Genomic DNA, 23299 nt, shown 5'->3' with positions numbered 1-23299 from the left:
AGCAGGCATGTGTTTTAGCACCTCGCCCGTCCGTCCGGATTGACAGCGGAATCCGGAAAACTGACAGATCGCGACAGAGGCGGACGTTCTCGACCTCGTCCGGGGCCGGGCGCCATGCCGACGACCGAAACGATCCAAGAAACGGTCCAGGACATGCATGTCGACGACGTGCACGGGGGCTTCGTCAGAGGTCTCTCGCCCGAGGTCTTTTGGAGGAGACCGCCCGCATGGCCGCCCTCGCCCCCGCCGTCGGCACGCCGAAGCTCCTGTCCGCCGCCGCGACGGGGCTGGCGGGCTTCATCGAATCGCGCCGGCTCTGCCTGGACACGATCCTGGGTCACGCCGGGATCGACCAGGCCAGCCTCGCCGATCCGGTGGCGCCGCTGAGCCTCGACGGGTACTGCACCGTCCTCGACCTCGCGGCCCGGCGCTCCGGCGACGACGACTTCGGCCTCGCCTACGGCCAGCAGTTCCGGCCGAGCCAGCTCGGCCTCATCGGCTACATCGCGCTATCGTCGGACGACGCGCTGCACGCGGCCGAGAACCTCGCCAGCCACTTCCGCTATCACCAGCAGGAGACCTCGACCGAGCTGATCTTCCGCAACCCGTTCTATCACCTGACCTACCGGATCGACGATGCCCGCATCGCCCACCGCAGCCAGGACGCGGTGCTGACGCTCGGCATGTTCTGCAACGTCTTCCGGCATTGCGCCGGCCGGGACTGGTGCCCGGACGAGGTCCACCTCGAACATGCCAGGACCGAGAACTGGCGCAGCATCGAGGCCGCCTTCGGTGCGCCGGTCCGCTTCGAGAGCCGGACCAACGCCCTGCTGTTCCGGCCGGAGAGGGCCGTCGCCCCGATGCCGCAGGCGGACCCGGCCCTGCTGCGGCTCATGTGCCACAACATCAAGACCCTGGGCTTTTGCAAGCCGGCGCAGTCCGTCGCCGCGATGACCGAGGACTACATCCGCCGGAACATCGCCAGCGGCTCGGTCTCGCTCGACGGGGCCAGCCGCGTCCTGCACATGCCCGCGCGCATGCTGCAGCGGCGCCTCGTCGAGGAGAATGCCAGCTTCGCCGACCTCGTCGAGCAGGTCCGCCGGGTGGAGGGGCGCCGGACCCTGCTCGAAGGCCAGCTCGACATCGCGCAGATCGCCTACGATCTGGGCTATTCGGAGCCGAGCGCCTTCGTGCGCGCCTTCAGCCGCTGGTTCGGGATCTCGCCCCTGCGCTTCCGCAAGATGCATCGGATCGAGGGCGGTCGATCCCGCGTCCAGTGAGTGCGCATGCGGCGGCGCCCCGACGCGCCCGCCCGGACCGCGACGCAGGGAAGGCGCCCGGGCGGGCGGCCCTGACCGACGCCGCTCGTCTCGACCCGGCTCTCGCCACGGCTGCGACTCGTCGTCGCTCACGGCGATGCCACGCATTGCGCGCTCAGCGTCATCGTAATCCGCATCGTTTCTCCAGATCCAAGATCGCCCTCCACGTGGGGAAGTCGATCGATATTTGGTGCGAGCTTCTTTCAGGCTCCGCACGACAACATGCCGTTATACGGTATACCGCCGATCAATAGAGTCGCTGTCGATACGTTAATCATTCGGTGAACTGCCTGCCCACTCGGCAATTGCGTGACGAATGAGCAGTTTTATAACGAAATTAATCGATGTTTAAGAATTTCTAAGTCCTCATGACGCTCCCATCCTCAGGGCGCTCGTCATGCTCTCGAACCTCACCATCCGGGTGCGCCTTATCGCCTCGCTTGCCCTTCTGCTCGTCCTGACCGTGGGACTGGGCGGCTTCTGCTATCACCGCCTCGGGGAGCTTCGCGTCGCGGTCGCCGAACTCAGCGGCAACGCCCTTCCCTCGACCCGCATCATCGGCCGCCTGGCGACCGATTTCGAGACGCTGCGCAGCCGTCAGCTCGCCTACCTGCTCTCCAGCGAGCAGCGTCGGCCCGCCTCGCTTGGGCGCCTGCGGGAGACCATGACGGCGATCGACGCCGACCTCGCGGAATACGCGCCCTACGTCAGCCCGGGCGAGGAGGACCTCTGGGAGGCGATCCGCAAGACCGTCCCGGCCTACTCGAAGATGGGCGAGGAATACCTGCGCCGCCTGAGCGCCGGCGACGAGAAGGGCGGGTCCGACTATCTCCTCGACGGCATGCTGCCGACGCTGAACGCCGCCCGCGCCGCCCTCAAGGCCGTCGTCCAGTTCAACGACGCCCACGGCCGCAAGGCCGCCGCGACCGCCGACGCGCTCGGCGACGGTGCGCGCTTCGCGATCGCGGTCGTGCTCGCCCTCGTCGTCACGGTCACGCTCGCGGTCTCGTGGATGGCGGTGGCGTCGATCTCGGTCCCGATCCGGCGCATGGCCGGCGTGATGCGGGTGGTGGCCGAGGGCGACGTCGCCGCCCCGGTGCCGAATGCCGGCGAGCGCAGCGAGCTCGGCGAGATGGCCGCCGCCCTCCAGGTATTCAAGGACAACCTCGCCCGCACCCGCGCGCTGGAGGAGGAGACCGCGCTCGCCCGTGCCTCCGCCGAGGAGCAGCGCCGCCGCGCCATGCGCGAGATGGCCGACGGCTTCGAGGCCGCGGTCGGCGGCGTCATCGGCATGGTCGCCTCCGCGGCCACCGAGCTGCAGGCGACCGCCAGTTCCATGAGCGGCACCGCCGCCGAGACCGCGGCGCAATCGACCGCCGTCGCGGCCGCCGCCGAGGAGGCCGCCTCGAACGTCGGCACCGTGGCGGTGGCGGCCGAGGAGCTCGGCGCCTCGGTCCAGGAGATCAGCCGCCAGGTCGGCGGCTCGGCGGACCTGGCCCAGCGCGCCGTGGCCGAGGCCGACCGGACCGGCGCCCAGGTGCAGGAGCTGAGCGCCGCCGTCTCGCGGATCGGCGACGTGGTCGGGCTGATCTCGTCGATCGCCGAGCAGACCAACCTGCTGGCCCTGAACGCCACGATCGAGGCGGCCCGCGCCGGGGCGGCCGGGAAGGGCTTCGCGGTGGTGGCCGGCGAGGTGAAGGCGCTGGCCGGGCAGACCGCGAAGGCGACGAGCGAGATCTCCGAGCAGATCGTTCGCATCCAGGCCTCGACCGGCCAGGCGGTGTCCTCGATCGAGGGGATCACCGGGCGGATCCGGGAGATCAACGCGGTGGCGGCCTCGATCGCGGCGGCGGTGGAGCAGCAGGGCGCGGCGACCCAGGAGATCGTCCGCAACGTCTCCCAGGCGGCCATCGGCGCCGGCGAGGTCACGGGCAACATCGCCGGGGTGGCGGGGGCGGCCGAGGAGACCGGGGCGGCGGCAAGCCAGGTGCTCTCGGCCTCCTCCGAGCTGTCGCGCCAGTCCGAGCACCTGACCGCCGAGGTCGCGCGCTTCCTCGCGACGGTGCGGGCGGCCTGACGCGGGGCCGGTGCGGCCCCGGCGAACGCCGTGCCGGAACCGCGCCTGCAGCGATCGCCGTCCACCCGAGGCAAGACGATACGACGTCTGTCCGGGCGGTCATCCGTCCGGGCGAGCGGAGCGAGGACGGGTCGCGGGACGGCAATCGTCGCAGGAAAACGGCGTCCGCGCTTAGCAATTCTGCAATGCCTCTACGTCAAGGTTGTGTCCAAAGCCACAGCCGCAATCGTAGGGTCATGGAACGCCGAAAGCCGCAGCCGCTCCGTCGCCACCGGGCCGTCCGTCCCATCCCGATCCGGCTCCGGAGCGGCACCCGATGATGGCGGATCCGGCGGCGCGCGCCACGCGCTGGCTCCGGTCGTCCCGGGCCTGGGTCGTGGTCGGGATCCTGGCTCCGCTCGGCATGGTCGCCGTGTGCGGGATGATGCTGCTCGACCTGCGCCGGGACGCCTGGGAGAAGGCCGAGCAGACCTCGCGCAACCTGCTCCAGGTCATCGAGCGCGACATCGACCGCAACGTCGAGATCATCGACCTCGCCCTGCGCGCCGTGATCGAGAACATCGCCCTGCCCGGCATCGAGACGATCGATCCCGAGTTGCGCCAGCGCATCCTGTTCGACCGCGCGGTGAACGCCAAGGACCTCGGGGTGATGCTCGTCCTCGACGAGAACGGCGACACCGCCTTCGATGCGGCGCAGTGGCCGGCCCGCCGCCTGAACAACGCCGAGCGCGCCTATTTCCGGGCGCACAAGGCGCAGGCCGGCCTCGGGCTGTACATCAGCCAGCCCCTGATCTCGCAACTCGCCGGCACGCCTGTCGTCGTCCTCAGCCGGCGGATCGACAAGCCCGACGGGTCCTTCGGCGGGGTCGTGCTCGGCAGCCTGTCGCTGTCCTACTTCAACCGCCTGTTCGACCAGATCGAGCTCGGCCGGGCAGGCACGATCAACCTCTTCCTCCACGACGGCACCCGCGTCGTGCGCTATCCCGAGCCCAACGTGGAGCTGGCCCCCAACTTCGCCTTCTCGCCCAACGTCCAGCGCTTCCTGCGCGAGGGGCGCGGCCGCTTCGTCGGCCTGACCCCGAGCGACGGCGTCGAGCGGCTCTACACCTTCACGCAGGTCGGCATCCTGCCGCTCATCCTCAACGTCGCCCTCTCGACCCGGGAGATCGAGGCCGAGTGGCGCACGAAGGCGCTGGTGATCGGCTGCATCGTGATCGTGCTGTGCGGCCTCACCATGGGGCTCTCGCTCCTCGTCGGCGGGGAGCTGCGCCGGCGCAACGCCGTGGAGGCCGAGCTGGCCCGGCTCTCCCGCACCGACGCCCTCACCGCCCTCCCCAACCGCCGCCATTTCGAGGAGGCGTTCGCGCGGGCCTGGGCGGCGGCGGATGTGGGGGGAGGCCCCGTCGCCCTGCTGGTCGTCGATGCCGACCACTTCAAGCGTTGCAACGACTGCCACGGCCACGCCGTCGGCGACCGGGTGCTGCAGGCGCTGGCCCGCGCCCTCGCGGCGAGCGCGCGGCGGCCGAGCGACGTCGTCGCCCGGGTTGGTGGCGAGGAGTTCGCCATCCTCCTGCCGGGCACCGACGTCCCCGGCGGCGCCAACGTCGCCCGGGCGGTACACGAGGCGGTCGCCGGGCTGGACATCGCGGCGGAGGGCGCGGGCATCGGCCCGGTCACCGTCAGCATCGGGCTCGCGGCCTGCCTGCCGAGCGAGGGCGGCAGCCCGGGCGACCTCTTTCGCCGCGCCGACCGCGCTCTCTACGAGGCCAAGGCCCGCGGCCGCAACCGGACCTGTCAGGCGGGCGCGGCGAGCGATCCCGCCAGCGGCCCGGCCTGCGCGCTGGCCGGTGGGACGGCCTGACCGGGCCGGCCCCCGCGCGGGCCCGGAGCCTCAGCCCAGGGGCAGCCCGTTGCGGCGCTGCAGCGCGCGGATCACCGCGCTGTGGTCGAGGTCGCCGTCGCCCTCGGCGACCATTTCGGAGAAGAGCCCGTCGACCAGGGACAGGACCGGGAGCGCCAGGCCCAGCGTCGCGGCGTGCGAGAGCGCCGTGCCGGTATCCTTGACCTGGTACTTGGCCGGACCGCCCGGGGCGAAGTCGCGCTCGATCATCCGCAGGGCGTGCTGCTTGAGGATCGTCGAATCGGCAAAGCCGCCGAGCAGGGCCTCCCGGACCTTGGCCGGGTCGGCGCCGCCGCGCTCGACGAAGGTGATCGCCTCGGCGACCGTGACGATGGTCGAGGCGACGATCGCCTGGTTGGCGAGCTTGGCGAGCTGGCCGCAGCCGGCCGGCCCGACATGGGTCGGGCGCCCCATCGCGGACAGCACCGGCTCGGCCCGGGCGAAGGCTTCCGGGCTGCCGCCCGCCATGATCGCGAGCGTGCCGGCGACCGCCCCCCGCTCGCCGCCGGAGACCGGGGCGTCGACGTAGAGGAGGCCGGCCTCCGCCGCGGCTGCGGCCTGGCGCTGCGCCGTCTCGACCGGGATCGAGCTCATCACCACGAGGAGGCTCCCGGGCGCCATCGCCGGGAGGACGCCGCCGGGCCCGAGCAGGATCTCGTCGCAGACCGGGCCGGAGCTCAGCATGCAGACCACCACGTCGGCGCCCTGCGCCGCCGCCCGCGGGTCGGCGGCGAGGCTCACCCCGTCCTGCGCCAGGGCGGCGGCCTTGCCGGGGGAGCGGTTCCAGGCCCGCACCGCGTGGCCGGCCCGACCAAGATGGCGCGCCATCGGCGCGCCCATGATCCCGGTGCCGAGGAATCCGATCGTCAGGGCCATCAGGCGGGCTCCGCCCCGCTGAGGCTGCGGGCGAGGAAGCGCACCGGCCGCTCCGCCTCGATCAGGGCCGGGAAGCCGGCCCGGAACCGGGCGAGGTGCGGGGTCTCGAGATGGGCGTCGAAGGCGGCGCGGTCGTCGTAGACCTCGTAGAACACCACAGCGAGCGGGTCGCTCTCGCTCACCGCGACGTCGAAGGCGCGGCAGCCGGGCTCGTCGGCGACGGAGCGGCGGGCGTCGTCGTGGGCGAGGTCGAGGAAGGCGTCGAGGGAGCCGGGCTTCACCCGGAACTCGGCGATGACCACGAAGGGCCGGGAAGAGGACATGGCGGATCCCGATCGAGGAAGAGAGGCCGGAGGCGGGCAGCGGCGCCGGGGGCCCGGCGCCGCGCGTCCCGTCAGGCCGCCTGCGCGGCCGCGGCCTGCCGGGTGGTCTCTTCCATCTGACGGCGCAGGGCCACGACGTCGAGGTCGGCGACCAGTTCGACGTCGTCGACGCTCACGATCTGGTCGCGGGCGACCGGGCGCTTGAGCTTCACGTTGTGGGCGAGGCCGATCGGCAGGGCGCCGAGCGCCAGGCTCTTCGAGGCGGGGATCGCGTTCGCCCACACCGCGTAGCCGCCCTCGCCGTCCAGCATCTCACCGGGCTTGAGGTCGCGCTTGGCGGTCGCTACCGCGTCGCCGCGGAACTCCTTCGAGCAGCCGGTCGGCTCGTTGCGCAGCACCGCCGACAGCACGCTGATGCTGGTCTCGAGGCCGATCATGTGGAACGGGCGCCACATCGAGCCGTACCAGCCCGACGGATCGGTGAGCAGGCCGTACTGCTTGAAGCAGGCCTTGGTGTACTCGCTCGTCGCCTTGAAGGTGACGAACACGCCGTAGCGGATGTTGTTGAACACCTCGCGGCCGTCCGGCTCCTGGCTCGCCGCGATGTCGACGAGGCCCGAGCGCGGCAGGCGGCCGCCGTCGGCGACCGGGCGGAAGACCCGGGCGAGGTCCTGCAGGCCGGTCGGCGGGAAGGCGAGGCCGTCGTCCGGGCAGTCGAGCCCGGTGCCATTGGCCACCGCCGCCATCTCGATCGCCGCCTTGGTGCCGTCGGTGAACGAGTTGTACATCTTCGGGTTGAAGTCGCCCTTCTTCACCTCCTCCTCGGACCAGCCGAAGAAGCCCCACACGGTGTCCGGGGTGGAGTAGCGGTAGCGCGGCTCGAAGTTCATGCCCTTGCCGGCCGAGGTCAGCTCGAAGCCGCAGGAGCGGGCCCAGTCGACCAGCTCGCAGATGATCGCCGGCTGGTCGCCGTAGGCCATCGAGTAGACGACCCCCTGGCGGCGGGCGCGCTCGGCGAGCAGCGGGCCGCACAGCACGTCGGCCTCGACGTTGACCATCACGACGTGCTTGCGGGCGTCGATCGCCTGGATGGCGTGGCGGATGCCGGCGATCGGGTGACCGGTCGCCTCGATGATGCACTCGATCTCGTCGCAGGCGCTGAGCGCGGCGGCATCGGCGGTGACGAAGGTGCGGCCGCTCTTCACGGCGTCGCCCATCGAGGTCGCCGAGTAGCGCTCCTCGGGCCAGTCGACGCGGGCGAGCGAGGCGCGGGCGCGGCCGACATCGAGATCGGCGACCGCGACGACGTGCATGCCCTCGATGCGCTGGGCCTGGGCCAGGACCATCGAGCCGAACTTGCCGGCGCCGATCAGGCCGACGCGGACCGGACGGCCGGACGCGGCACGGGCGAGGAGCAGGGTGGAGAGATTCATCGGTTTCCTCCTGGGCCGACCGGCTCTTGTCCGCTCGTGCAGGAGGGAGCGGGGCCGGTCTCGGCGCGATCCCGGCGCGGTCGTGAACCGCCCGCCGGGATCTGACGCCTGGACGCTAGAAGCGGGCTCCGTGAAGGACAATCCAGATTTACGAGGCGACCGTGAAGCGGCTCTAAAGCGTCGTCAGGGCGTCCCGCTCCGCCGACCAGGCGTCGCGCTCGCGCCGGATCCAGTCGAGGAAGGCCCGGACCTTGTGCAGGCGCAGGTGGTCCGGCGGGCACGTCACCCACTGGGTCACGACGGTGACCCGCGGCGGGTCGGCGAGCGGGCAGGCGAGGCGCCCGGCCCGCAGGTCGCCCCACAGCATCAGGTCGCTCTCCAGCGCGATGCCGAGGCCGCCGGCGGCGGCGTCGATCGCCATGTGGGTGCGGTCGAACAGGAGGCGGCGCCAGCGCGGGGCCGGCGCGATCCCGGCGCGGGTGAACCAGTGCGGCCACTGCACCTGCGACTTCACCGAGTGGATCAGCAGGTGCCGGGGAAGATCGCCGGCCGCGAGGCCGCCGGGCGCGGCGAGCGCGGGGGCGCAGACCGGCCGGAAGCTCTCTTCCACCAGCCCCTCGACGAACAGGCCCGGCCAGCCGCCGGTGCCGTGCCGGATCTCGATGTCGACGTTCTCCTTCTGGAACGCCGTCGGCTCGTTGGTGCCGTCGAGGCGCAGCTCGATGTCGGGATGCGCGGTGATGAAGGAGGAGAGCCGCGGCAGCAGCCACTTCGTCGACAGGCTCGGGGTCGCCCGCACGGTCAGCGTCGTCATCGAGCGGAAGCCCTGGATGCGCTGCGTCGCCTCCATGATCCGGTCGATCTCGGACCCGATCATCTCGAAGTAGCGCTCGCCGGCCTCGGTCAGCACGATGGCGCGGCCGGACTTGCCGATCAGCGCGGTGCCGAGGGCGAGCTCGAGGGACTGGACCTGCTGGCTCACCGCCGAGGGCGTGACGCCGAGATCCTCCGCCGCCCGGGTGATGCTGCCGGAGCGGGCGACGGCGTGGAAGACCGTGATGGCGCGAAGCGGAACCGACATCCCCATGGTTTAGCGCCACTACATGAAACTGCAAATAATCTGGATTGTCCTACATCGACGCGGTTCCTACTCTCGGCAGCCAAGCGAGACGAGACGCTCCGCACGAAGACGGGTCGTCCGAGGTATGACGAGGCAACGGGTCCCCGACCCTGCGTAAGGCAGGGGGATCCGCCCCCTCTCCTCCCCGGACGGCCCCGCGACGGCAGGAGCGCCGCCAGGGAGGAAGCAGCCGGCGCGGCCCCGCGCCGCCGTCGCGTCACGCCTCCCTCCGTCTCGACCCAACGATGCCGCACCGCGACCCACGCGGATGACGGCGCGACGGAGGAAACCGATGACGTCCACCCCCGATTCCAAGCAGGGCCCCTCGCGCCGCCTGTTCCTGGCCGGCGCCGCCGCCGTCCCGCTCGTGGCGATCCGCACGCAGCCGGCGCGCGCCGCCGAGTTCAACTACAAGCTCGCCACCGGCCAGTCCCTGACCCAGCCGATCAACGCCCGGCTCGACCAGGCCTGCCAGCGCATCCGCGAGGCCTCGGGCGGGCGGATCGAGCTGAAGTTCTTCCCGGCAAGCCAGCTCGGCTCCGACACCGACCTGATCACCCAGGTCCGCACCGGCGGCATCGAGTTCCTCAACATCGCCGGATCGGTGATCTCGACGGTGGCCTCGGGCGCCGCGATCACCAATGTGGGCTTCGCCTTCTCCGACTACGACCACGTCTGGCGCGGCGTCGACGGGCCGGTGGGCGCCTATGTCCGCACCCAGATCGAGAAGGCCGGCCTGATCGTCGCCGCCAAGGCCGCCGACAACGGCTTCCGCCAGATCACCTCGAACGCCAAGCCGATCAAGACGCCCGACGACCTCAAGGGCTACCGCATCCGCGTGCCGGTGGCGCCGATCTTCACCTCGCTGTTCTCGAGCCTCGGGGCGAGCCCGACCTCGATCAACTTCAACGAGCTCTACACCGCGCTGCAGACCCGGCTGGTCGACGGCGAGGAGAACGGCCTCGTGACGATCGAGGCCGGCAAGCTCTACGAGGTGCAGAAGTACCTCACCGAGACCAACCACATCTGGGACCCCTTCTGGATTGTCGCCAACCGGCGCGCCTTCGGCAAGCTGCCCGACGCGCTCCAGGAGATCGTCCGGCGCGAGCTCGACCGGGCCGCGATGGAGGAGCGCGAGGACGTCGCGCGCCTGACCGGCACCCTCAAGGGCCAGCTCGCCTCCCGCGGCCTGGTCTTCGAGACCGCCGACAAGGCCGCCTTCCGCAAGAGCCTGACCCAGGCCGGCTTCTACCGCGACTGGAAGGAGAAGTTCGGGGCCGAGGCCTGGAAGGCGCTCGAGGCCGTCACCGGGGAACTGGCATGAGCGCCGTGGCCGACATCCACGGGCGGCCAGCCGCCGCCCTCCCGACCGACTGGCTATCCTCCGCCGAGCGGGCGCTCCGCCTCGCCGTCGAGGTGCCGGCGGCGGCTCTCGTCGCCGCCGAGGCGGTGATCCTGTTCGCCGGCATCGTCTCGCGGGCGATCGGGCATTCGATCATCTGGAGCGACGAGCTCGCCTCGATCCTGTTCCTGTGGCTCGCGATGCTCGGCAGCGTCGTGGCGGTGCAGCGCGGCGAGCACATGCGGCTGACCTTCGTGGTCGGCGCGCTCTCGCCGCGGGCGCGGGCCTGGTGCGAGGCCCTGGCCATCGGGGCGATCTTCGCCTTCCTGGCGCTCCTCCTGCACGCCGCCTACGACTACACCGAGGACCAGTCCTTCGTGGAGACGCCGGCGCTCGGCTGGTCCGGCACCGTGCGGGCGCTCGCGGTGCCGGTCGGCTTCGTGCTGGCGCTCCTGTCCTGCGCCCTGCGCCTCGCCCGCCACCGGATCACCGACCTCCTCGGGGTCGGCGCGGTGCTGCTCGGCGTCGTGGCGCTCCTCGCCCTCGCGGCGCCGGCGCTCGCCGGCATCGGCAACTGGGCGTTGCTGGTGTTCTTCGTCGGGCTCCTCGGCGTCGGCATCCTGGCCGGCGTGCCGATCGCGTTCTCGTTCGCGCTCGCGACCTCCGCCTACCTGCTCACCACCACCTCGACGCCGCTCACCATCGTGGTCGGCCGGATGGACGAGGGGATGAGCAGCCTGATCCTGCTCGCGATTCCCCTCTTCGTGCTGCTCGGCCAGCTCGTCGACGCGACCGGGATGGCCCGGGTGATGGTGGCGTTCCTCGCCTCGCTGCTCGGCCACGTGAAGGCCGGCATGTCCTACGTGCTGCTCGGCGCGATGCTGCTGGTCTCAGGCATCTCGGGCTCGAAGACCGCCGACATGGCGGCGGTGGCGCCCGTCCTGTTTCCCGAGATGCGCAAGCGCGGGATGAAGGACGGCGAACTGCTCTCGATCCTCGCCGCCTCGGGGGCGATGAGCGAGACGATCCCGCCCTCGATCGTGCTGATCGCCATCGCGTCGGCGACCGGCGTCTCGATCGCCGCCCTGTTCACCGCCGGCATCCTGCCCGCCCTGGTGCTGGCCCTCGTGCTCGCCGCGGTCGCCCGCTACCGCGCCGGCAAGGAGGAGGACGCGGTGGCGATCCCGCGCGCCCCCGCCTCGGTGGTGAAGAAGACCCTGCTCGTCGCGCTGCCCGCCCTGCTGCTGCCGTTCCTGATCCGCACCGCGGTGGTGGAGGGCGTCGCGACGGCGACGGAAGTCTCGACCATCGGCATCGTCTACTCGCTGGTGCTCGGCCTCGTGATCTATCGCGGCGGGCTCAAGCGCAAGGAGATCCTGCCGATGCTGGCGCGGACCGCCTCCCTGTCCGGGGCGATCCTGTTCATCGTCGGGGCGGCGAGCGCGATGGCCTGGGCGCTGACCCAGTCGGGCTTCTCGCACGACCTCGCCCGGGCGATGGCGGCGGTGCCGGGCGGCAAGACCGGCTTCCTGCTGATCTCGGTCGTCGCCTTCATCGTGCTCGGCAGCCTGCTCGAGGGCATCCCGGCGATCGTGCTGTTCGGGCCGCTGCTGTTCCCGATCGCGCACCAGTTCGGGATCCACGAGGTGCATTACAGCATGATCGTGATCCTCGCGATGGGACTGGGCCTGTTCGCCCCGCCCTTCGGTCTCTGCTACTACGCCGCCTGCATCATCGGCGGGGTGGCGCCCGAAGCCGGCATGCGCCGGATCTGGATCTATCTCGGCGCGCTGTTCCTCGGCCTCCTGGTGCTCACCTTCGTGCCGTGGTTCTCGATCGGGTTCCTGTAGCCTGCCCCGACCCGAAACGAGAAAGCCCGGACGGGGAGACCCGTCCGGGCTTTCTCATGATGAGATCGGTCCCCGCTCGGTTTCTCGGGGTCGTCACAGATCTTCGTCGCGAAACCGGATGCCGGTTCCGCGAAATCCGCTCAGAACAGCCCCTCGATCCGCCCTTCGGCGTCGAGATGGATGCCTTCCGCCGCCGGCACCTTGGGCAGGCCGGGCATCGTCATGATCTCCCCGCAGATCGCCACCACGAAGCCGGCGCCGGCCGAGAGGCGGGCGTCGCGCACCGCCACGACGTGGCCGCTGGGGGCGCCCATCAGGGTCGGGTCGGTGGAGAACGAGTACTGGGTCTTGGCCATGCAGACCGGCAGGTGGCCGTGGCCGGCCTGCTCGAAGGCCGCGAGCTTGGCGGCCGCCTTCGATTCCACTTGGATGTCGGCGGCGCCGTAGAGGGTCTGGGCGACGGTGCGGATCTTGGCCTCCAGCGGCATCGCGTCCGGGTAGGCGAAGCGCGGCGCCGCGGCCGGGCCGGAATCGGCCAGGGCCGTCACCGCGTGGGCCAGCGCCTCGGCGCCGGCGCCGCCCTCGGCCCAGTGCCGGCAGGTGATCGCCTCGACGTCGAGCCGGTCGCGGCAGAGCGCCTTGAGCGCCGCGTGCTCGGCCTCGGTGTCGGCGTGGAAATGGTTGACCGCCACCACCACGGGCGCGCCGAAACGGCGCACGTTCTCGACGTGGCGGGCGAGGTTGGCAAAGCCCCGCTCCAGGGCCTCGACGTTCTCGCGGCCGAGATCGGACTTGGCGACGCCGCCATGCATCTTGAGGGCCCGCACCGTCGCCACGATGACGACGGCCGACGGGCTGAGGCCGGCCTGGCGGCACTTGATGTCGAAGAACTTTTCCGCCCCGAGATCGGCCCCGAAGCCGGCCTCGGTCACCACGTAGTCGCCGAGCTTGAGGCCGGCCCGGGTCGCGATCACCGAGTTGCAGCCGTGGGCGATGTTGGCGAAGGGCCCGCCATGGATCAGGGCCGGGCTGCCCTCCAGGGTCTGGACGAGGTTGGGCTGGAGCGCGTCCTTGAGCAGCACCGTCATGGCGCCGGTGGCCTTGAGGTCGGCCAGCGTCACGGCCTTTCGGTCGCGGGTCTCCGCCACCACGATCCGGCCGAGGCGCGCCTCGAGGTCGGCGAGGTCGCGGGCGAGGCAGAACACCGCCATCACCTCGGAGGCGACGGTGATGTCGAAGCCGTCCTCCCGCGGGAAGCCGTTGGCGACGCCGCCGAGGCTCTGGGTGATGGTGCGCAGCGCCCGGTCGTTCATGTCGAGGACGCGGCGGAACGCCACCCGGCGCAGGTCGATGTCGAGGGCGTTGCCCCAGTAGACGTGGTTGTCGATCAGCGCCGCGGCGAGGCTGTGGGCCGAGGTGATGGCGTGGAAGTCGCCGGTGAAGTGGAGGTTGATCGCCTCCATCGGCACCACCTGGGCCTTGCCGCCGCCGGCCGCGCCGCCCTTCATGCCGAAGCACGGGCCGAGCGAGGGCTCGCGCAGGCAGATCACCGTCTTGCGGCCGATCCGGTTGAGGGCGTCGCCGAGGCCCACCGTGGTGGTGGTCTTGCCCTCTCCCGCCGGCGTCGGGCTGATCGCCGTCACCAGGACCAGCTTGCCCTCGGGCCGCGCCTCGAGGCTGCGGATATGGGCGTGGTCGACCTTGGCGATGTGCCGACCGTACGGGTGGAGTGCGTCCTCGGGGATGCCGATGCGCTCCGCGATGGCGGTGATCGGCTGGAGGGTGGCCGCGCGGGCGATCTCGATGTCGGTCGGCATGGGTCCCGATCGTTGTTCTGGAGCCGGGGGATGACGGCTGGCGTGAGGCGGATTTTAGGCCGGAGGCGCCAGCTTCGAAAAGATCAAATCGCTTGAGCAGGATCCTCAGAAAAATTGAAGATCGCTCCGGCGGTTGCGAACAGGAACCGTCCCCCCAGGGGCTTTCGATCGCCGCGCCGCAAGCCCCGTTAGCCATGCCGAACGATCGGCGCGGCCCGGACGCAGACGTTTCACCATTGGCGTCCCACAGTGACGGCGGGCCTGCGCGATCACGGAGCGCCGGCCGGGGACGCTCGGGATACGGGGGAACGGGATGGCCTTCTGGCTGCGGGCCGGGCTGGTGATCGGCGCGATCTACTACCTCTCGCCGCTGCGGCTCGGCGAGGTGGCCCTTCCCGGCCCAGCCTTGCCCGGCACGGCCCGCCCGGCGCAACTCCCGGCGAGCGTCGGCGAGGCCGCGGGCGCGGCCTTCGCGCACTTGCCCGGGGACGTGCGGGCCCGGGTGGTGGAGACCGCCGCCGTGGAGGCCGGACGGGCGCTGGACACCGGACTGCGGAACGCGGCCGCCGAGGCGGGCCGACCCGCCTCCCGCGATACCCTGACGGCCCAGGACCGCCAGGTTCCCTGGCGGGGTGCCGCGGAGCGCGACGATCGTTGACGGCGCCCCGCCAGAGAGGCAGGGGGCGGAACTTTGCCGCGCGGCCCCGGTTCCGGATCGAAGGCTAACAGCCGACCGTCGCGACGGTCGTCCCGTCCTGTGCGGGCCGCCCCCGGGACGGTGGCGTTGCTCAACGCTGTCTTCAGAAGCGCCGAGTCCGAGCCGCAGTGCCCCGCGACTACTTCGATATCATGGATGCGACCCAGAGCGTGCCGGACGAGGCCGGGCTTGATTGCCGTGATCTCGACGAAGCCCACCGCTAGGCCCGCACCCTGATCGCCGACGCGATGACCGGCCCGGAGGCGACCCGGATCGACTGGTGCGTCGAGGTTCGCGACGAGGTGCACGGCCTGGTCTTCACCGTGCCGTTCCCGGTGACGCTCCGATGACGCTTCGGCAGGTATCCGTGGGGAACCCCCGTCGACTCGTCCCCAGGCATGCGGCATCGCCGGGGGAGAGGGGCTAACAAACCGTGATCACACTTCTATACTGGTAAGGAGTTACTAGGTCCCGCTCGCGGCGGCGGACCGGGACGGTTCCGGTCCGGCAGGGAAGGTTGTGCGATGTCCGAGATCGAGGAGGAGGTTCCGCCCGGGCGCGTGGTCGACGCGCTCGATGTCCTCCTGCAGACCCCGCCCTTCCTGCGCTCGCCGAAGCTGGCGCGGTTCCTTCGCTTCGTGGTGGAGGAGGAACTGGCCGGGCGCGGCGCCACCATCAAGGCCTACACCATCGCCACCCAGGCGCTGGGCCGGGGACCCGACTTCGATCCGAGCCTCGATCCCAGCGTGCGCGTCGAGGCCGGACGGCTGCGCCGCGCGCTCGAGGACGTCTATGCCCGGCACGCCGGAGGGCTCGATGTCCGGGTCACGATTCCCGTCGGCGGCTACCGGCCGCGCTTCAGTGCCCTCTATGCGGCGCCGGCCCTCGCCGAGATGGCGCCCGACCCCGAGCCCGACGACGTCCCGCCCCCGGTGACGGTGCGGCGGCGCCCGACCGGCGGCATCAGCCCCCGCGGCGAGACCATGATCATCGCACTCCTCGCCGGCATCCTGCTGGTGCTCTGCATCGATCTCGCGCTGACCGTGAGCGCCCGGCTCGCCCCGGATCCCTCGCCCACGCGAGAACTCGCGGTGCGCCGCCGTTGAGCAGATCCCGCAAGAACGGCCGCCGGTTCGCGGCAGGAATCAGCGATCGAACCGGAATCCAAGCCGATGGAAAGCCGGCCTGCCAACGCGAGGGCCTGCGTGGAGACGTCAGGTCCAGCGGGTGGCGAACCGGGCGAGGTCGGTCGCGGTGTCGAAGGCCACGACGCCGAGCGTGCGGGTCTCCTCGGGCCAGCCCGGAAACGGCACGTAAGTCACCGCGCGCCGGCTGTAGCGGGTGCTGGGGGCTTCGGTGCCGGCCCAGTCGCGCACCTCCGCCGCCAGGGCGTCGGGGTCGTCCGGCGCGACGAGGCCGGACCGCTCGCGCAGGGCGATCACGTAGGAGCCGAGATCCGGGTGCTGGTCGCGCAGCACCTTGACGATGTCGATCATGGTCCGGTGGGCCTTGCGGAAACGGGCCGGGCCTCTGGCCCGCCCTCGGGTTGCGGCATCGCGGGATCCGGTCCCGGCAGTCGCCCGCGACCCCGGGGGTGCGGGCGACGCGACGCGATCAGAAGCTCTGCGGCTCGTTGATCTGGACCACGGGCTGGCCCTTGAAGAAGTTCGGGATGTCCCCGAAGATCTCCTTGCCGTGCGCGGCGCCGGCCTTCTGGAAGTCTTCGAGGGAGCGGAAGGTGAGGAGCGCCATCACCTGGAACGGCGCCGGGCTGCCGTCCGGCGTGCCGCTCGCCTTGACCACCTCGACCTTGTCCAGGCCCATCGACGACCAGCGCTCGCGCACCAGCGGCATGTGGTGCTTGAGGTAGTAGTCGAGGTCGAAGGGCTGGGCGTCGGAGCCGCCCGGATACATCACGCTGACGAGGATCATGGCGTCGGTTCTTCCCCGGCTTCACGGGACCCGTGCTCGGTCCCTGCGCCAGACAGAGCATCCTTCCGGCTCCGGGCGCAAGCGCCCGGCCCGCCGCATCGCCGCCGGGCCGGGGCTTCCCCCATGGCATTTACGCCCCGCGGCATTCTCGCCGGAGGCGTTCACCCCCAGAGCGCCGGCTCCGGCGGGTGGACGAGGCTGCCCTCGAAAAGCAGGCCGGGCTCGCGATCGCGGGAGAGCAGCAGCGGACCGTCGAGGTCGACGAAGTCGGCATAGCCCGCCAGCAGCATCGCCGGCGCCATCGCGAGCGAGGTGCCGAGCATGCACCCGACCATGATCGACAGCCCCCGCGCCTTGGCGGCCTGGGCGAGCAGCAGCGCCTCGGTGAGGCCGCCGGCCTTGTCGAGCTTGATGTTGATCGCGTCGTAGCGGTCGGTCAGGCCGTCGAGCCCGGCGCGATCGTGCAGGCTCTCGTCGGCGCAGATCGGGATCGGGCGGGCGATCGCGCGCAACGCCGCGTCGTCGCCGGCCGGCAGCGGCTGCTCGATCAGCTCGACCCCGGCCGCGACGCAGGCCGCGAGGTTGGCCTCGATCGTCTCCGGGGACCACGCCTCGTTGGCGTCGACCACCAGGCGCGAATCCGGGGCGCCCCGGCGCACCGCCGCGATCCGCTCCGGGTCGCCGGCCCCGCCGAGCTTCACCTTGAGGAGCGGCCGGGCCGCCGCCATGCGGGCCGCCGCCGCCATCTCCTCCGGGCTGCCGAGGCTCAGGGTGTAGCAGGTCGTGACCGGGGCGGGCGCCGGGATGCCGGCCAGCGCATGGGCGGGCCGGCCGGCGCGCTTCGCCTCGAGGTCCCACAGGGCGCAGTCGAGGGCGTTGCGGGCCGCGCCCGCGGGAAGGCGCGCGGCGAGGCCCCGGCGGTCGAGCCCGGCGGCGAGCGCGTCTTCCTGCGCGGCGATGAGGTCGCGCACGCCCTCGACGGTCTCGCCGTAGCGGGCGTAGGGCACGCACTCGCCCCGTCCCGTGACGGTCCCGTCGGTGACGGTCGCGGTCACCACCACGGCCTCCGTGCGGCTGCCGCGCGAGATGGTGAACCGGCCGGCGATCGGCCAGGGCTCGATGGCGGTCGCGAGCCGGATCACGCCGGGAACTCCTCGACCAGGCGGTCGACCAGGGCCTCGACCCCGAAGCGCACCGGATCGGTCGCCGGCAGGCCGTGCTCGGCGGCGAGCTTCTCGAGGAGCGCCCGCGCCTCCCCCTCCTCCAGGGCCTGGGTGTTGACCGCGATGCCGGTCGGCCGGATGTCCGGGTTGGTCAGGCGGCCGAGCTGCACCGTGAGGTCGATCACCTCCTTGATGCTCGGCAGCGGATGCTTGACGCCGCGCATCGTCGTGCGGGTCGGCTCGTGGCAGACCACGAAGGCGTCGGCCTGGGCGCCGTGCAGCAGGCCGAGGCTGACGCCGGCGAAGCTCGGGTGGAACAGAGAGCCCTGGCCCTCGATCAGGTCCCAGTGCGCCGGGTCGGCGGCGGGCGCGATCCACTCGACGGCGCCGGAGATGAAGTCGGCCACCACCGCGTCGATGGCGACGCCGCGGCCGGAGATGAACACCCCGGTCTGGCCGGTGGCGCGGAAATCGGCGTCGAGGCCGCGGTCCCGCATCCCCTTCTCCAGCGCCAGCACGGTGTACTTCTTGCCGACCGAGCAGTCGGTGCCGACGGTCAAGAGCCGCCGGCCCGGGCGCCGCGTGCCCTTGCCGGTGTCGAACCGCTCCTCGGAGTGGCGCACGTCGTGGAGCTGCCGCCCGTGCCGGGCCGCGGCCTCGGCGATCTCCGGCACCGAGCCGAGGCGGGTGTGCAGGCCGCTCGCCACGTCGAGCCCGGCCTCCAGCGCCGCGACGATGGTGGCGACCCAGTGCGGCGGCAGCACGCCGCCGGCATTGACCACGCCGACGATCAGCGTGCGGGCGCCGCGGGCGATCCCCTCGTCGATGGTCAGGTCCGGAATGCCGAGATCGGCGGCGCAGGACGGGAGGCGCAACTGCCCGACGCACCATTCGGGCCGCCAGTCGACGATGCCGTAGGCGGTCTTGGCGGCGAGCCGGTCGGGCACGTCGCCGAGGAACATCAGGTAGGGCGTGGCGATCTGCATCGGCTGAACGGTCCGTCGTCGCGGGGCGTCACGGGGCCGGGCCCGTCCCCGGGGCCCGACGGAGTCCCGGGCCCCGCGAGGGCCGCTCCCGGGTGCGGCCAGCTTCGCGCGGGCGGGTCCGGGGCGCAACGGGGGCGGACGGAAGCCGGCCCGGCCGGAACGCCGGAGCGGTTGGCCCGTCCCTTGCTCTCGGGGCTTCCGGACGCGGCCCAAGGTCGAACGTGCAAGATACTGCACCAAACAGCCCGTCCCGTCACCGCGATCCCCAGCCTAACCCTTGACGCCGTGATCGCGGTGACGGACTAGGTCGCTGCCCAAAAGGAGAGCACGAATGCGTTTGAGAAGCCTGCTTCCCGTCCTGCTCGCCGGCCTGGCGGCCTCAGCCGGGACCGCCTCGGCCCAGGACCTCACCGGGACGCTGAAGAAGATCAAGGAGACCGGGCAGATCACGCTGGGCTACCGCGATTCGTCGGTGCCGTTCTCCTACCTCGACAACAATCAGAAGCCGGTCGGCTTCGCGATGGACATCTGCTACAAGATCGTCGACGCGGTGAAGGCCGACCTCAAGCTCGACAAGCTCGAGGTGAAGCTCAACCCGGTGACCTCGGCCACCCGCATCCCGCTGATCGCCAACGGCACGGTGGATCTCGAGTGCGGCTCGACCACCAACAACGTCGACCGGCAGAAGCAGGTCGCCTTCACCAACACCCACTTCCTCACCGCCAACCGCTTCGTCGCCAAGAAGTCGAGCGGCCTGACCAAGTTCGAGGACCTGAAGGGGAAGACCGTCGTGTCGACCTCGGGCACCACGAACATCAAGATGATCAACGAGTACAACGCCGAGAAGAAGCTCGGCATCACGATCCTGCCGGCCAAGGACCATGCCGAGGCGTTCCTGATGGTCGAGACCGGCCGCGCCGTCGCCTTCGTGATGGACGACGTGCTGCTCGCCTCGCTCGCCGCCTCCTCCAAGGAGCCGACGGCCTACGCGATCTCGACCGACGCCCTGTCGAAGCCCGAGCCCTACGGCATCATGCTGCGCAAGGACGACGCGCCGTTCAAGAAGGTGGTCGATGCGGCGACCGCGGCCTTCTACAAGAGCGCCGAGAGCGGCCCGACCTACGACAAGTGGTTCATGAAGCCGATCCCGCCGCGGGACATCAACCTGAACCTGCCGATGAGCGACGCGCTGAAGGGCGCCTTCGCCAAGCCGAGCGACAGCCCGGACCCGGCCGCCTACTGAGGTGAGCCCGGGCGCCGCCCCGCACGGGGCGGCGCCTTCCTTTACGACAAGTTGCTCTCGGCACTTTTCCCTGTGCCCAGTCCCGCGCCCCGCCTCGCCCGGGCCGGAAAAAATCCGTATACCTCCGCTGTCCAGGCGCACCCGGAAGACAGGGCATGAACTATAACTGGAATTGGGGCATCTTCTTCGAGCAATCGCCCGAAGGGACAGGCAGCTATGCCGACATGCTGCTGTCGGGCCTGGTGTGGACCATCGTCACGGCTTTGTGCGCCTGGGTGATCGCCTTCGCGGTCGGCTCGGTCATCGGCGTGCTGCGCACCCTGCCGAGCCGGGCCGCGCAGGCCGTCGGCAACGCCTATGTCGAGCTGTTCCGCAACATCCCGCTGCTCGTCCAGATGTTCCTCTGGTACTTCGTGCTGCCCGAGATGCTGCCGGAATCCTGGGGCACCTGGCTGAAGCAGCTGCCGAACGCGCCGTTCTACACCGCCGTCGTGTGCCTGGGCTTCTTCACCGCCTCGCGCGTCGCCGAGCAGGTGCGGGCCGGCATCCAGGCCCTGCCGCGCGGCCAGCGCATGGCCGGCACGGCGCTCGGGCTCACCACCGCCCAGACCTACCGCTACGTGCTCCTGCCCAACGCCTACCGCATCATCCTGCCGCCGCTGACCTCCGAGTTCCTCAACAACCTGAAGAACACGTCGGTCGCGCTGACCATCGGCCTCCTGGAGCTGACCGCCCGGGCCCGCGCGATGCAGGAATTCTCGTTCCAGGTCTTCGAGGCGTTCACCGCCGCGACGATCATCTACATCGTCATCAACCTGCTGGTGGTGGCCGTGGCCGGGCTGATCGAGCGCCGCGTCGCGGTGCCGGGCCGCTAACCCCTTACGTTGCCGGACAAGGGCCCGCGATGTTCTCGAACTTCGACTTCAGCGTCATCCTCAATTCCTGGCGCTACCTGTTCTTCGACGGGATGGCCTTCACCCTGACCCTGACCGCGCTGGCCGCGGTCGGCGGCGTGGTGCTCGGCACCCTGATCGCCATGATGCGCCTGTCCAGCGTGCCGGTGCTGCCGCAGATCGCCAAGGTCTACGTCAACTTCATGCGCTCGCTGCCGCTGGTGCTGGTGATCTTCTGGTTCTACTTCCTGGTGCCGTATATCGGGCAGTGGATCATCGGGGCCGAGCGGCCGATCCAGGTCGGCGCGTTCTCGTCCTCGCTCATCACCTTCACGCTGTTCGAGGCGGCGTACTTCTCCGAGATCATGCGCGCCGGCATCCAGTCGATCCCCAAGGGCCAGGGCGCGGCGGCCTCGGCGCTCGGCCTCACCTACTGGCAGTCGATGGGCAGCGTCATCCTGCCCCAGGCCTTCCGCAACATGCTGCCGGTGCTCCTGACCCAGACGATCGTGCTGTTCCAGGACACCTCGCTCGTCTACGTGCTGTCGATCACCGACTTCCTCGGCGCCGCCTCCAAGATCGCCCAGCGCGACGGCCGCCTGGTCGAGATGTACCTGTTCGCCGCGGTCGTCTACTTCGCCGTCTGCTTCATCGCCTCGCTCCTGGTGCGCCGCCTGCAGCGCCGGGTCGCGATCATCCGATAGGGTTCCCGCCATGACCTCCTCCGCGATGCCGCCCGTCAGCCCCGTTCCGGAGCCGCAGGCCGCGGCTGCCGCGGCGCCGGCCACCGGCCCCGTCGGCACCCTGCTCACCGAGCGGCCGCCCGTGGCGGCCACCTCGGGCCCGATGATCGCCATCGACGGCGTGTCGAAGTGGTACGGCGACTTCCAGGTACTGACGAACTGCACCACCTCGGTCACCAAGGGCGAGGTCGTGGTGGTTTGCGGCCCGTCGGGCTCCGGCAAGTCGACGCTGATCAAGTGCGTGAACGCCCTCGAGCCGTTCCAGAAGGGCCAGATCACCGTCGACGGCACGCAGATCGCCAACAAGAAGACCAACCTGCCCAAGCTCCGCTCGCGGGTCGGTATGGTGTTCCAGCACTTCGAGCTGTTTCCCCACCTCTCGATCACCGACAACCTGAGCCTCGCCCAGCGCAAGGTGCTGGGCCGGAGCAAGGACGAGGCGCAGGCCAAGGGCCTGGCGCTGCTGGAGCGGGTCGGCCTCAAGGCCCATGCCCACAAGTTCCCGGGCCAGCTCTCGGGCGGCCAGCAGCAGCGCGTGGCCATCGCCCGCGCGCTCGCCATGAACCCGATCGTGATGCTGTTCGACGAGCCGACCTCTGCGCTCGATCCCGAGATGGTCGGCGAGGTGCTGGACGTCATGGTCGAACTCGCCCGCGAGGGCATGACCATGATGGTGGTGACCCACGAGATGGGCTTCGCCCGCAAGGTCGCCAACCGCGTCATCTTCATGGACAAGGGCGAGATCGTCGAGGACGCGCAGAAGGAGGAGTTCTTCGGCTCGCCCCGTTCGGAGCGGGCGCAGACCTTCCTGTCGCGCATCCTCCAGCACTGAACCTGCCGTCCGTCGCGGCGTGAGCAAGGGGCCCGTCGCGGGCCCCTTGCCGTTTGCAGGGCTGCACCATCTCTCCCCGCGGGACCGGGAGGGGTGGTGCACGATGCGGATGATCGGCAACTGGCGCTCGGCCGCCGCCTTCCGGGTGCGGATCGCCCTCAACCTCAAGGGGCTGCCCTTCGAGGAGACCTTCATCGACCTCGATGCCGGCGACCAGCACGCGCCGGGCTTCCGCGCGATCAACCCGCAGGGCGCGGTGCCGGCCTTCTTCGACGGCGACGGGCCGGCGCTGACCCAGTCGCTCGCGATCCTCGACTATCTCGAGGAGACGCATCCCGAGCCGGCGCTGCTTCCCCGCGAGCCGAAGGCCCGGGCCCGGGCCCGCTCGCTCGCCCAGGCGGTCGCCTGCGACTCCCACCCGCTCTACGTGCCGCGGGTGCGCCGCTACCTCACCGACGATCTCGGGCTGCCCCGCGAAGCGATGCAGGCCTGGCTGCGGCACTGGTTCGGCACCGGGCTGGCCACCCTGGAGGCGCGGTTGACGGGCGAGCCCGGGACCGGCCGCTACTGCCAGGGCGATGCGGTCAGCCATGCCGACCTCTGCCTCGTCAGCCTATGGGTCGGTACCGCGATCTTCGGCGTCGACACCGCCCCCTACCCGACCGTGCGGCGCATCGCCGAGGATTGCCTGAGCCAGGACGCCTTCGCCCGGGCGCACCCGACGCGGCAGCCCGGGGCGCCTGCGTGAGAGCC

At 71.1% G+C, this 23299-nt stretch carries 22 protein-coding genes; 13 read left to right on the top strand and 9 right to left on the bottom strand.

Annotation, left to right across the window (positions count from 1 at the left end; all coding sequences use genetic code 11):
- The first annotated feature begins 227 nt into the window (after positions 1-227).
- The 3 genes from qhpR to V3T34_RS19105 all read left to right on the top strand — a co-directional run bounded on the left by qhpR (position 228) and on the right by V3T34_RS19105 (position 5257).
- Positions 228-1280, top strand: coding sequence for an AraC-like transcriptional regulator QhpR (gene qhpR / locus V3T34_RS19115; RefSeq protein ID WP_305077234.1), 1053 nt, complete (start codon positions 228-230; stop codon positions 1278-1280).
- A 436-nt stretch (positions 1281-1716) separates the two neighbouring features.
- Positions 1717-3396 (top strand): methyl-accepting chemotaxis protein, encoded by a 1680-nt coding sequence (locus tag V3T34_RS19110; protein ID WP_305077235.1) that lies wholly within the window; start codon positions 1717-1719, stop codon positions 3394-3396.
- A gap of 316 nt (positions 3397-3712) precedes the next feature.
- Positions 3713-5257: a sensor domain-containing diguanylate cyclase gene (locus tag V3T34_RS19105; RefSeq protein ID WP_305077236.1), complete on the top strand. Its 1545-nt coding sequence runs from the start codon at positions 3713-3715 to the stop codon at positions 5255-5257.
- 30 nt (positions 5258-5287) lie between these two features.
- Here the strand turns inward: V3T34_RS19105 and V3T34_RS19100 are convergent, their stop codons facing one another.
- From V3T34_RS19100 to V3T34_RS19085, 4 genes are all read right to left on the bottom strand, one after another.
- A complete protein-coding gene (locus tag V3T34_RS19100) occupies positions 5288-6172 on the bottom strand; it encodes an NAD(P)-dependent oxidoreductase (protein ID WP_305077237.1) in 885 nt (294 codons plus the stop codon).
- Positions 6172-6495, bottom strand: a complete 324-nt coding sequence (locus V3T34_RS19095) for a putative quinol monooxygenase (RefSeq protein ID WP_060848062.1) — start codon at positions 6493-6495, stop codon at positions 6172-6174. Before V3T34_RS19095 ends, V3T34_RS19100 begins: the two co-directional genes overlap by 1 nt.
- Before the next feature lie 71 nt (positions 6496-6566).
- Positions 6567-7928 carry an NAD(P)H-dependent oxidoreductase gene (locus tag V3T34_RS19090; protein WP_091884081.1) on the bottom strand — a complete coding sequence of 454 codons (1362 nt, stop codon included), beginning with the start codon at positions 7926-7928 and terminating at the stop codon, positions 6567-6569.
- A gap of 172 nt (positions 7929-8100) precedes the next feature.
- Positions 8101-9009, bottom strand: a complete 909-nt coding sequence (locus V3T34_RS19085; protein WP_305077238.1) for a LysR substrate-binding domain-containing protein — start codon at positions 9007-9009, stop codon at positions 8101-8103.
- 331 nt (positions 9010-9340) lie between these two features.
- On the opposite strand from V3T34_RS19085, the gene V3T34_RS19080 reads away from it, so the two are divergent.
- Together V3T34_RS19080 and V3T34_RS19075 are read left to right on the top strand one after the other, a co-directional pair.
- On the top strand, positions 9341-10372 hold the full coding sequence (locus tag V3T34_RS19080; protein ID WP_091751551.1) for a TRAP transporter substrate-binding protein: 1032 nt from the start codon (positions 9341-9343) through the stop codon (positions 10370-10372).
- A complete protein-coding gene (locus V3T34_RS19075) occupies positions 10369-12240 on the top strand; it encodes a TRAP transporter large permease (protein WP_305077239.1) in 1872 nt (623 codons plus the stop codon). Before V3T34_RS19080 ends, V3T34_RS19075 begins: the two co-directional genes overlap by 4 nt.
- A 140-nt stretch (positions 12241-12380) precedes the next feature.
- Here the strand turns inward: V3T34_RS19075 and V3T34_RS19070 are convergent, their stop codons facing one another.
- Complete coding sequence (locus tag V3T34_RS19070) at positions 12381-14057, bottom strand: formate--tetrahydrofolate ligase (RefSeq protein ID WP_288586056.1); 1677 nt, start codon at positions 14055-14057, stop codon at positions 12381-12383.
- Between the two features lie 313 nt (positions 14058-14370).
- On the opposite strand from V3T34_RS19070, the gene V3T34_RS19065 reads away from it, so the two are divergent.
- The 3 genes from V3T34_RS19065 (at position 14371) to V3T34_RS19060 (ending at position 15860) form a co-directional block, all read left to right on the top strand.
- Entirely contained in the window at positions 14371-14715 is a 345-nt protein-coding gene (locus tag V3T34_RS19065; RefSeq protein WP_305077240.1) for a hypothetical protein, read from the top strand.
- A gap of 272 nt (positions 14716-14987) precedes the next feature.
- The gene (locus V3T34_RS28610) at positions 14988-15104 is read left to right on the top strand and encodes a hypothetical protein (protein WP_407942733.1); all 117 of its coding nucleotides are present in this window, start codon (positions 14988-14990) and stop codon (positions 15102-15104) included.
- A 174-nt stretch (positions 15105-15278) separates the two neighbouring features.
- Entirely contained in the window at positions 15279-15860 is a 582-nt protein-coding gene (locus V3T34_RS19060; RefSeq protein ID WP_305077241.1) for a hypothetical protein, read from the top strand.
- A 108-nt stretch (positions 15861-15968) separates the two neighbouring features.
- On the opposite strand, the gene V3T34_RS19055 is transcribed toward V3T34_RS19060, so the two are convergent.
- From V3T34_RS19055 to dgcN, 4 genes are all read right to left on the bottom strand, one after another.
- On the bottom strand, positions 15969-16250 hold the full coding sequence (locus V3T34_RS19055; protein ID WP_060848071.1) for a hypothetical protein: 282 nt from the start codon (positions 16248-16250) through the stop codon (positions 15969-15971).
- Positions 16251-16368: 118 nt separating this feature from the next.
- Positions 16369-16686, bottom strand: coding sequence for an EthD family reductase (locus V3T34_RS19050; RefSeq protein WP_305077242.1), 318 nt, complete (start codon positions 16684-16686; stop codon positions 16369-16371).
- A gap of 161 nt (positions 16687-16847) precedes the next feature.
- Positions 16848-17828, bottom strand: coding sequence for an N-acetyl-D-Glu racemase DgcA (dgcA, locus tag V3T34_RS19045; protein ID WP_305077243.1), 981 nt, complete (start codon positions 17826-17828; stop codon positions 16848-16850).
- A complete protein-coding gene (gene dgcN / locus V3T34_RS19040; protein WP_060848074.1) occupies positions 17825-18835 on the bottom strand; it encodes an N-acetyltransferase DgcN in 1011 nt (336 codons plus the stop codon). The genes dgcA and dgcN overlap by 4 nt, the downstream gene beginning before the upstream one ends.
- Before the next feature lie 331 nt (positions 18836-19166).
- Here dgcN and V3T34_RS19035 point away from each other — a divergent pair, with 331 nt between their 5' ends.
- The 5 genes from V3T34_RS19035 (at position 19167) to maiA (ending at position 23294) form a co-directional block, all read left to right on the top strand.
- Complete coding sequence (locus V3T34_RS19035) at positions 19167-20078, top strand: transporter substrate-binding domain-containing protein (RefSeq protein WP_060848075.1); 912 nt, start codon at positions 19167-19169, stop codon at positions 20076-20078.
- Positions 20079-20233: 155 nt separating this feature from the next.
- Entirely contained in the window at positions 20234-20953 is a 720-nt protein-coding gene (locus V3T34_RS19030) for an amino acid ABC transporter permease (protein WP_060848076.1), read from the top strand.
- Positions 20954-20982: 29 nt separating this feature from the next.
- On the top strand, positions 20983-21675 hold the full coding sequence (locus V3T34_RS19025; RefSeq protein WP_060848077.1) for an amino acid ABC transporter permease: 693 nt from the start codon (positions 20983-20985) through the stop codon (positions 21673-21675).
- 142 nt (positions 21676-21817) lie between these two features.
- The gene (locus V3T34_RS19020) at positions 21818-22546 is read left to right on the top strand and encodes an amino acid ABC transporter ATP-binding protein (RefSeq protein WP_060849492.1); all 729 of its coding nucleotides are present in this window, start codon (positions 21818-21820) and stop codon (positions 22544-22546) included.
- A gap of 103 nt (positions 22547-22649) precedes the next feature.
- A complete protein-coding gene (gene maiA, locus V3T34_RS19015) occupies positions 22650-23294 on the top strand; it encodes a maleylacetoacetate isomerase (protein WP_091752049.1) in 645 nt (214 codons plus the stop codon).
- The last annotated feature ends 5 nt before the right edge of the window (positions 23295-23299 follow it).

The organism is Methylobacterium ajmalii, assembly GCF_036448855.1.
In the GTDB taxonomy this organism is placed as follows: Bacteria; Pseudomonadota; Alphaproteobacteria; order Rhizobiales; family Beijerinckiaceae; genus Methylobacterium; species Methylobacterium ajmalii.
The sequence above is the reverse complement of the archived record's forward strand: the minus strand, read 5'-3'. Positions and strand labels throughout refer to the sequence as shown.

What these genes read in the sequence shown, in the direction of transcription:
- qhpR (WP_305077234.1), top strand. Translation starts at nt 228, where the DNA reads ATGGCCGCCCTCGCCCCCGCCGTCGGCACGCCGAAGCTCCTGTCCGCC.
- V3T34_RS19110 (WP_305077235.1), top strand. Translation starts at nt 1,717, where the DNA reads ATGCTCTCGAACCTCACCATCCGGGTGCGCCTTATCGCCTCGCTTGCC.
- V3T34_RS19105 (WP_305077236.1), top strand. Translation starts at nt 3,713, where the DNA reads ATGATGGCGGATCCGGCGGCGCGCGCCACGCGCTGGCTCCGGTCGTCC.
- V3T34_RS19100 (WP_305077237.1), bottom strand. Translation starts at nt 6,172, where the DNA reads ATGGCCCTGACGATCGGATTCCTCGGCACCGGGATCATGGGCGCGCCG.
- V3T34_RS19095 (WP_060848062.1), bottom strand. Translation starts at nt 6,495, where the DNA reads ATGTCCTCTTCCCGGCCCTTCGTGGTCATCGCCGAGTTCCGGGTGAAG.
- V3T34_RS19090 (WP_091884081.1), bottom strand. Translation starts at nt 7,928, where the DNA reads ATGAATCTCTCCACCCTGCTCCTCGCCCGTGCCGCGTCCGGCCGTCCG.
- V3T34_RS19085 (WP_305077238.1), bottom strand. Translation starts at nt 9,009, where the DNA reads ATGTCGGTTCCGCTTCGCGCCATCACGGTCTTCCACGCCGTCGCCCGC.
- V3T34_RS19080 (WP_091751551.1), top strand. Translation starts at nt 9,341, where the DNA reads ATGACGTCCACCCCCGATTCCAAGCAGGGCCCCTCGCGCCGCCTGTTC.
- V3T34_RS19075 (WP_305077239.1), top strand. Translation starts at nt 10,369, where the DNA reads ATGAGCGCCGTGGCCGACATCCACGGGCGGCCAGCCGCCGCCCTCCCG.
- V3T34_RS19070 (WP_288586056.1), bottom strand. Translation starts at nt 14,057, where the DNA reads ATGCCGACCGACATCGAGATCGCCCGCGCGGCCACCCTCCAGCCGATC.
- V3T34_RS19065 (WP_305077240.1), top strand. Translation starts at nt 14,371, where the DNA reads ATGGCCTTCTGGCTGCGGGCCGGGCTGGTGATCGGCGCGATCTACTAC.
- V3T34_RS19060 (WP_305077241.1), top strand. Translation starts at nt 15,279, where the DNA reads ATGTCCGAGATCGAGGAGGAGGTTCCGCCCGGGCGCGTGGTCGACGCG.
- V3T34_RS19055 (WP_060848071.1), bottom strand. Translation starts at nt 16,250, where the DNA reads ATGATCGACATCGTCAAGGTGCTGCGCGACCAGCACCCGGATCTCGGC.
- V3T34_RS19050 (WP_305077242.1), bottom strand. Translation starts at nt 16,686, where the DNA reads ATGATCCTCGTCAGCGTGATGTATCCGGGCGGCTCCGACGCCCAGCCC.
- dgcN (WP_060848074.1), bottom strand. Translation starts at nt 18,835, where the DNA reads ATGCAGATCGCCACGCCCTACCTGATGTTCCTCGGCGACGTGCCCGAC.
- V3T34_RS19035 (WP_060848075.1), top strand. Translation starts at nt 19,167, where the DNA reads ATGCGTTTGAGAAGCCTGCTTCCCGTCCTGCTCGCCGGCCTGGCGGCC.
- V3T34_RS19030 (WP_060848076.1), top strand. Translation starts at nt 20,234, where the DNA reads ATGAACTATAACTGGAATTGGGGCATCTTCTTCGAGCAATCGCCCGAA.
- V3T34_RS19025 (WP_060848077.1), top strand. Translation starts at nt 20,983, where the DNA reads ATGTTCTCGAACTTCGACTTCAGCGTCATCCTCAATTCCTGGCGCTAC.
- V3T34_RS19020 (WP_060849492.1), top strand. Translation starts at nt 21,818, where the DNA reads ATGATCGCCATCGACGGCGTGTCGAAGTGGTACGGCGACTTCCAGGTA.
- maiA (WP_091752049.1), top strand. Translation starts at nt 22,650, where the DNA reads ATGCGGATGATCGGCAACTGGCGCTCGGCCGCCGCCTTCCGGGTGCGG.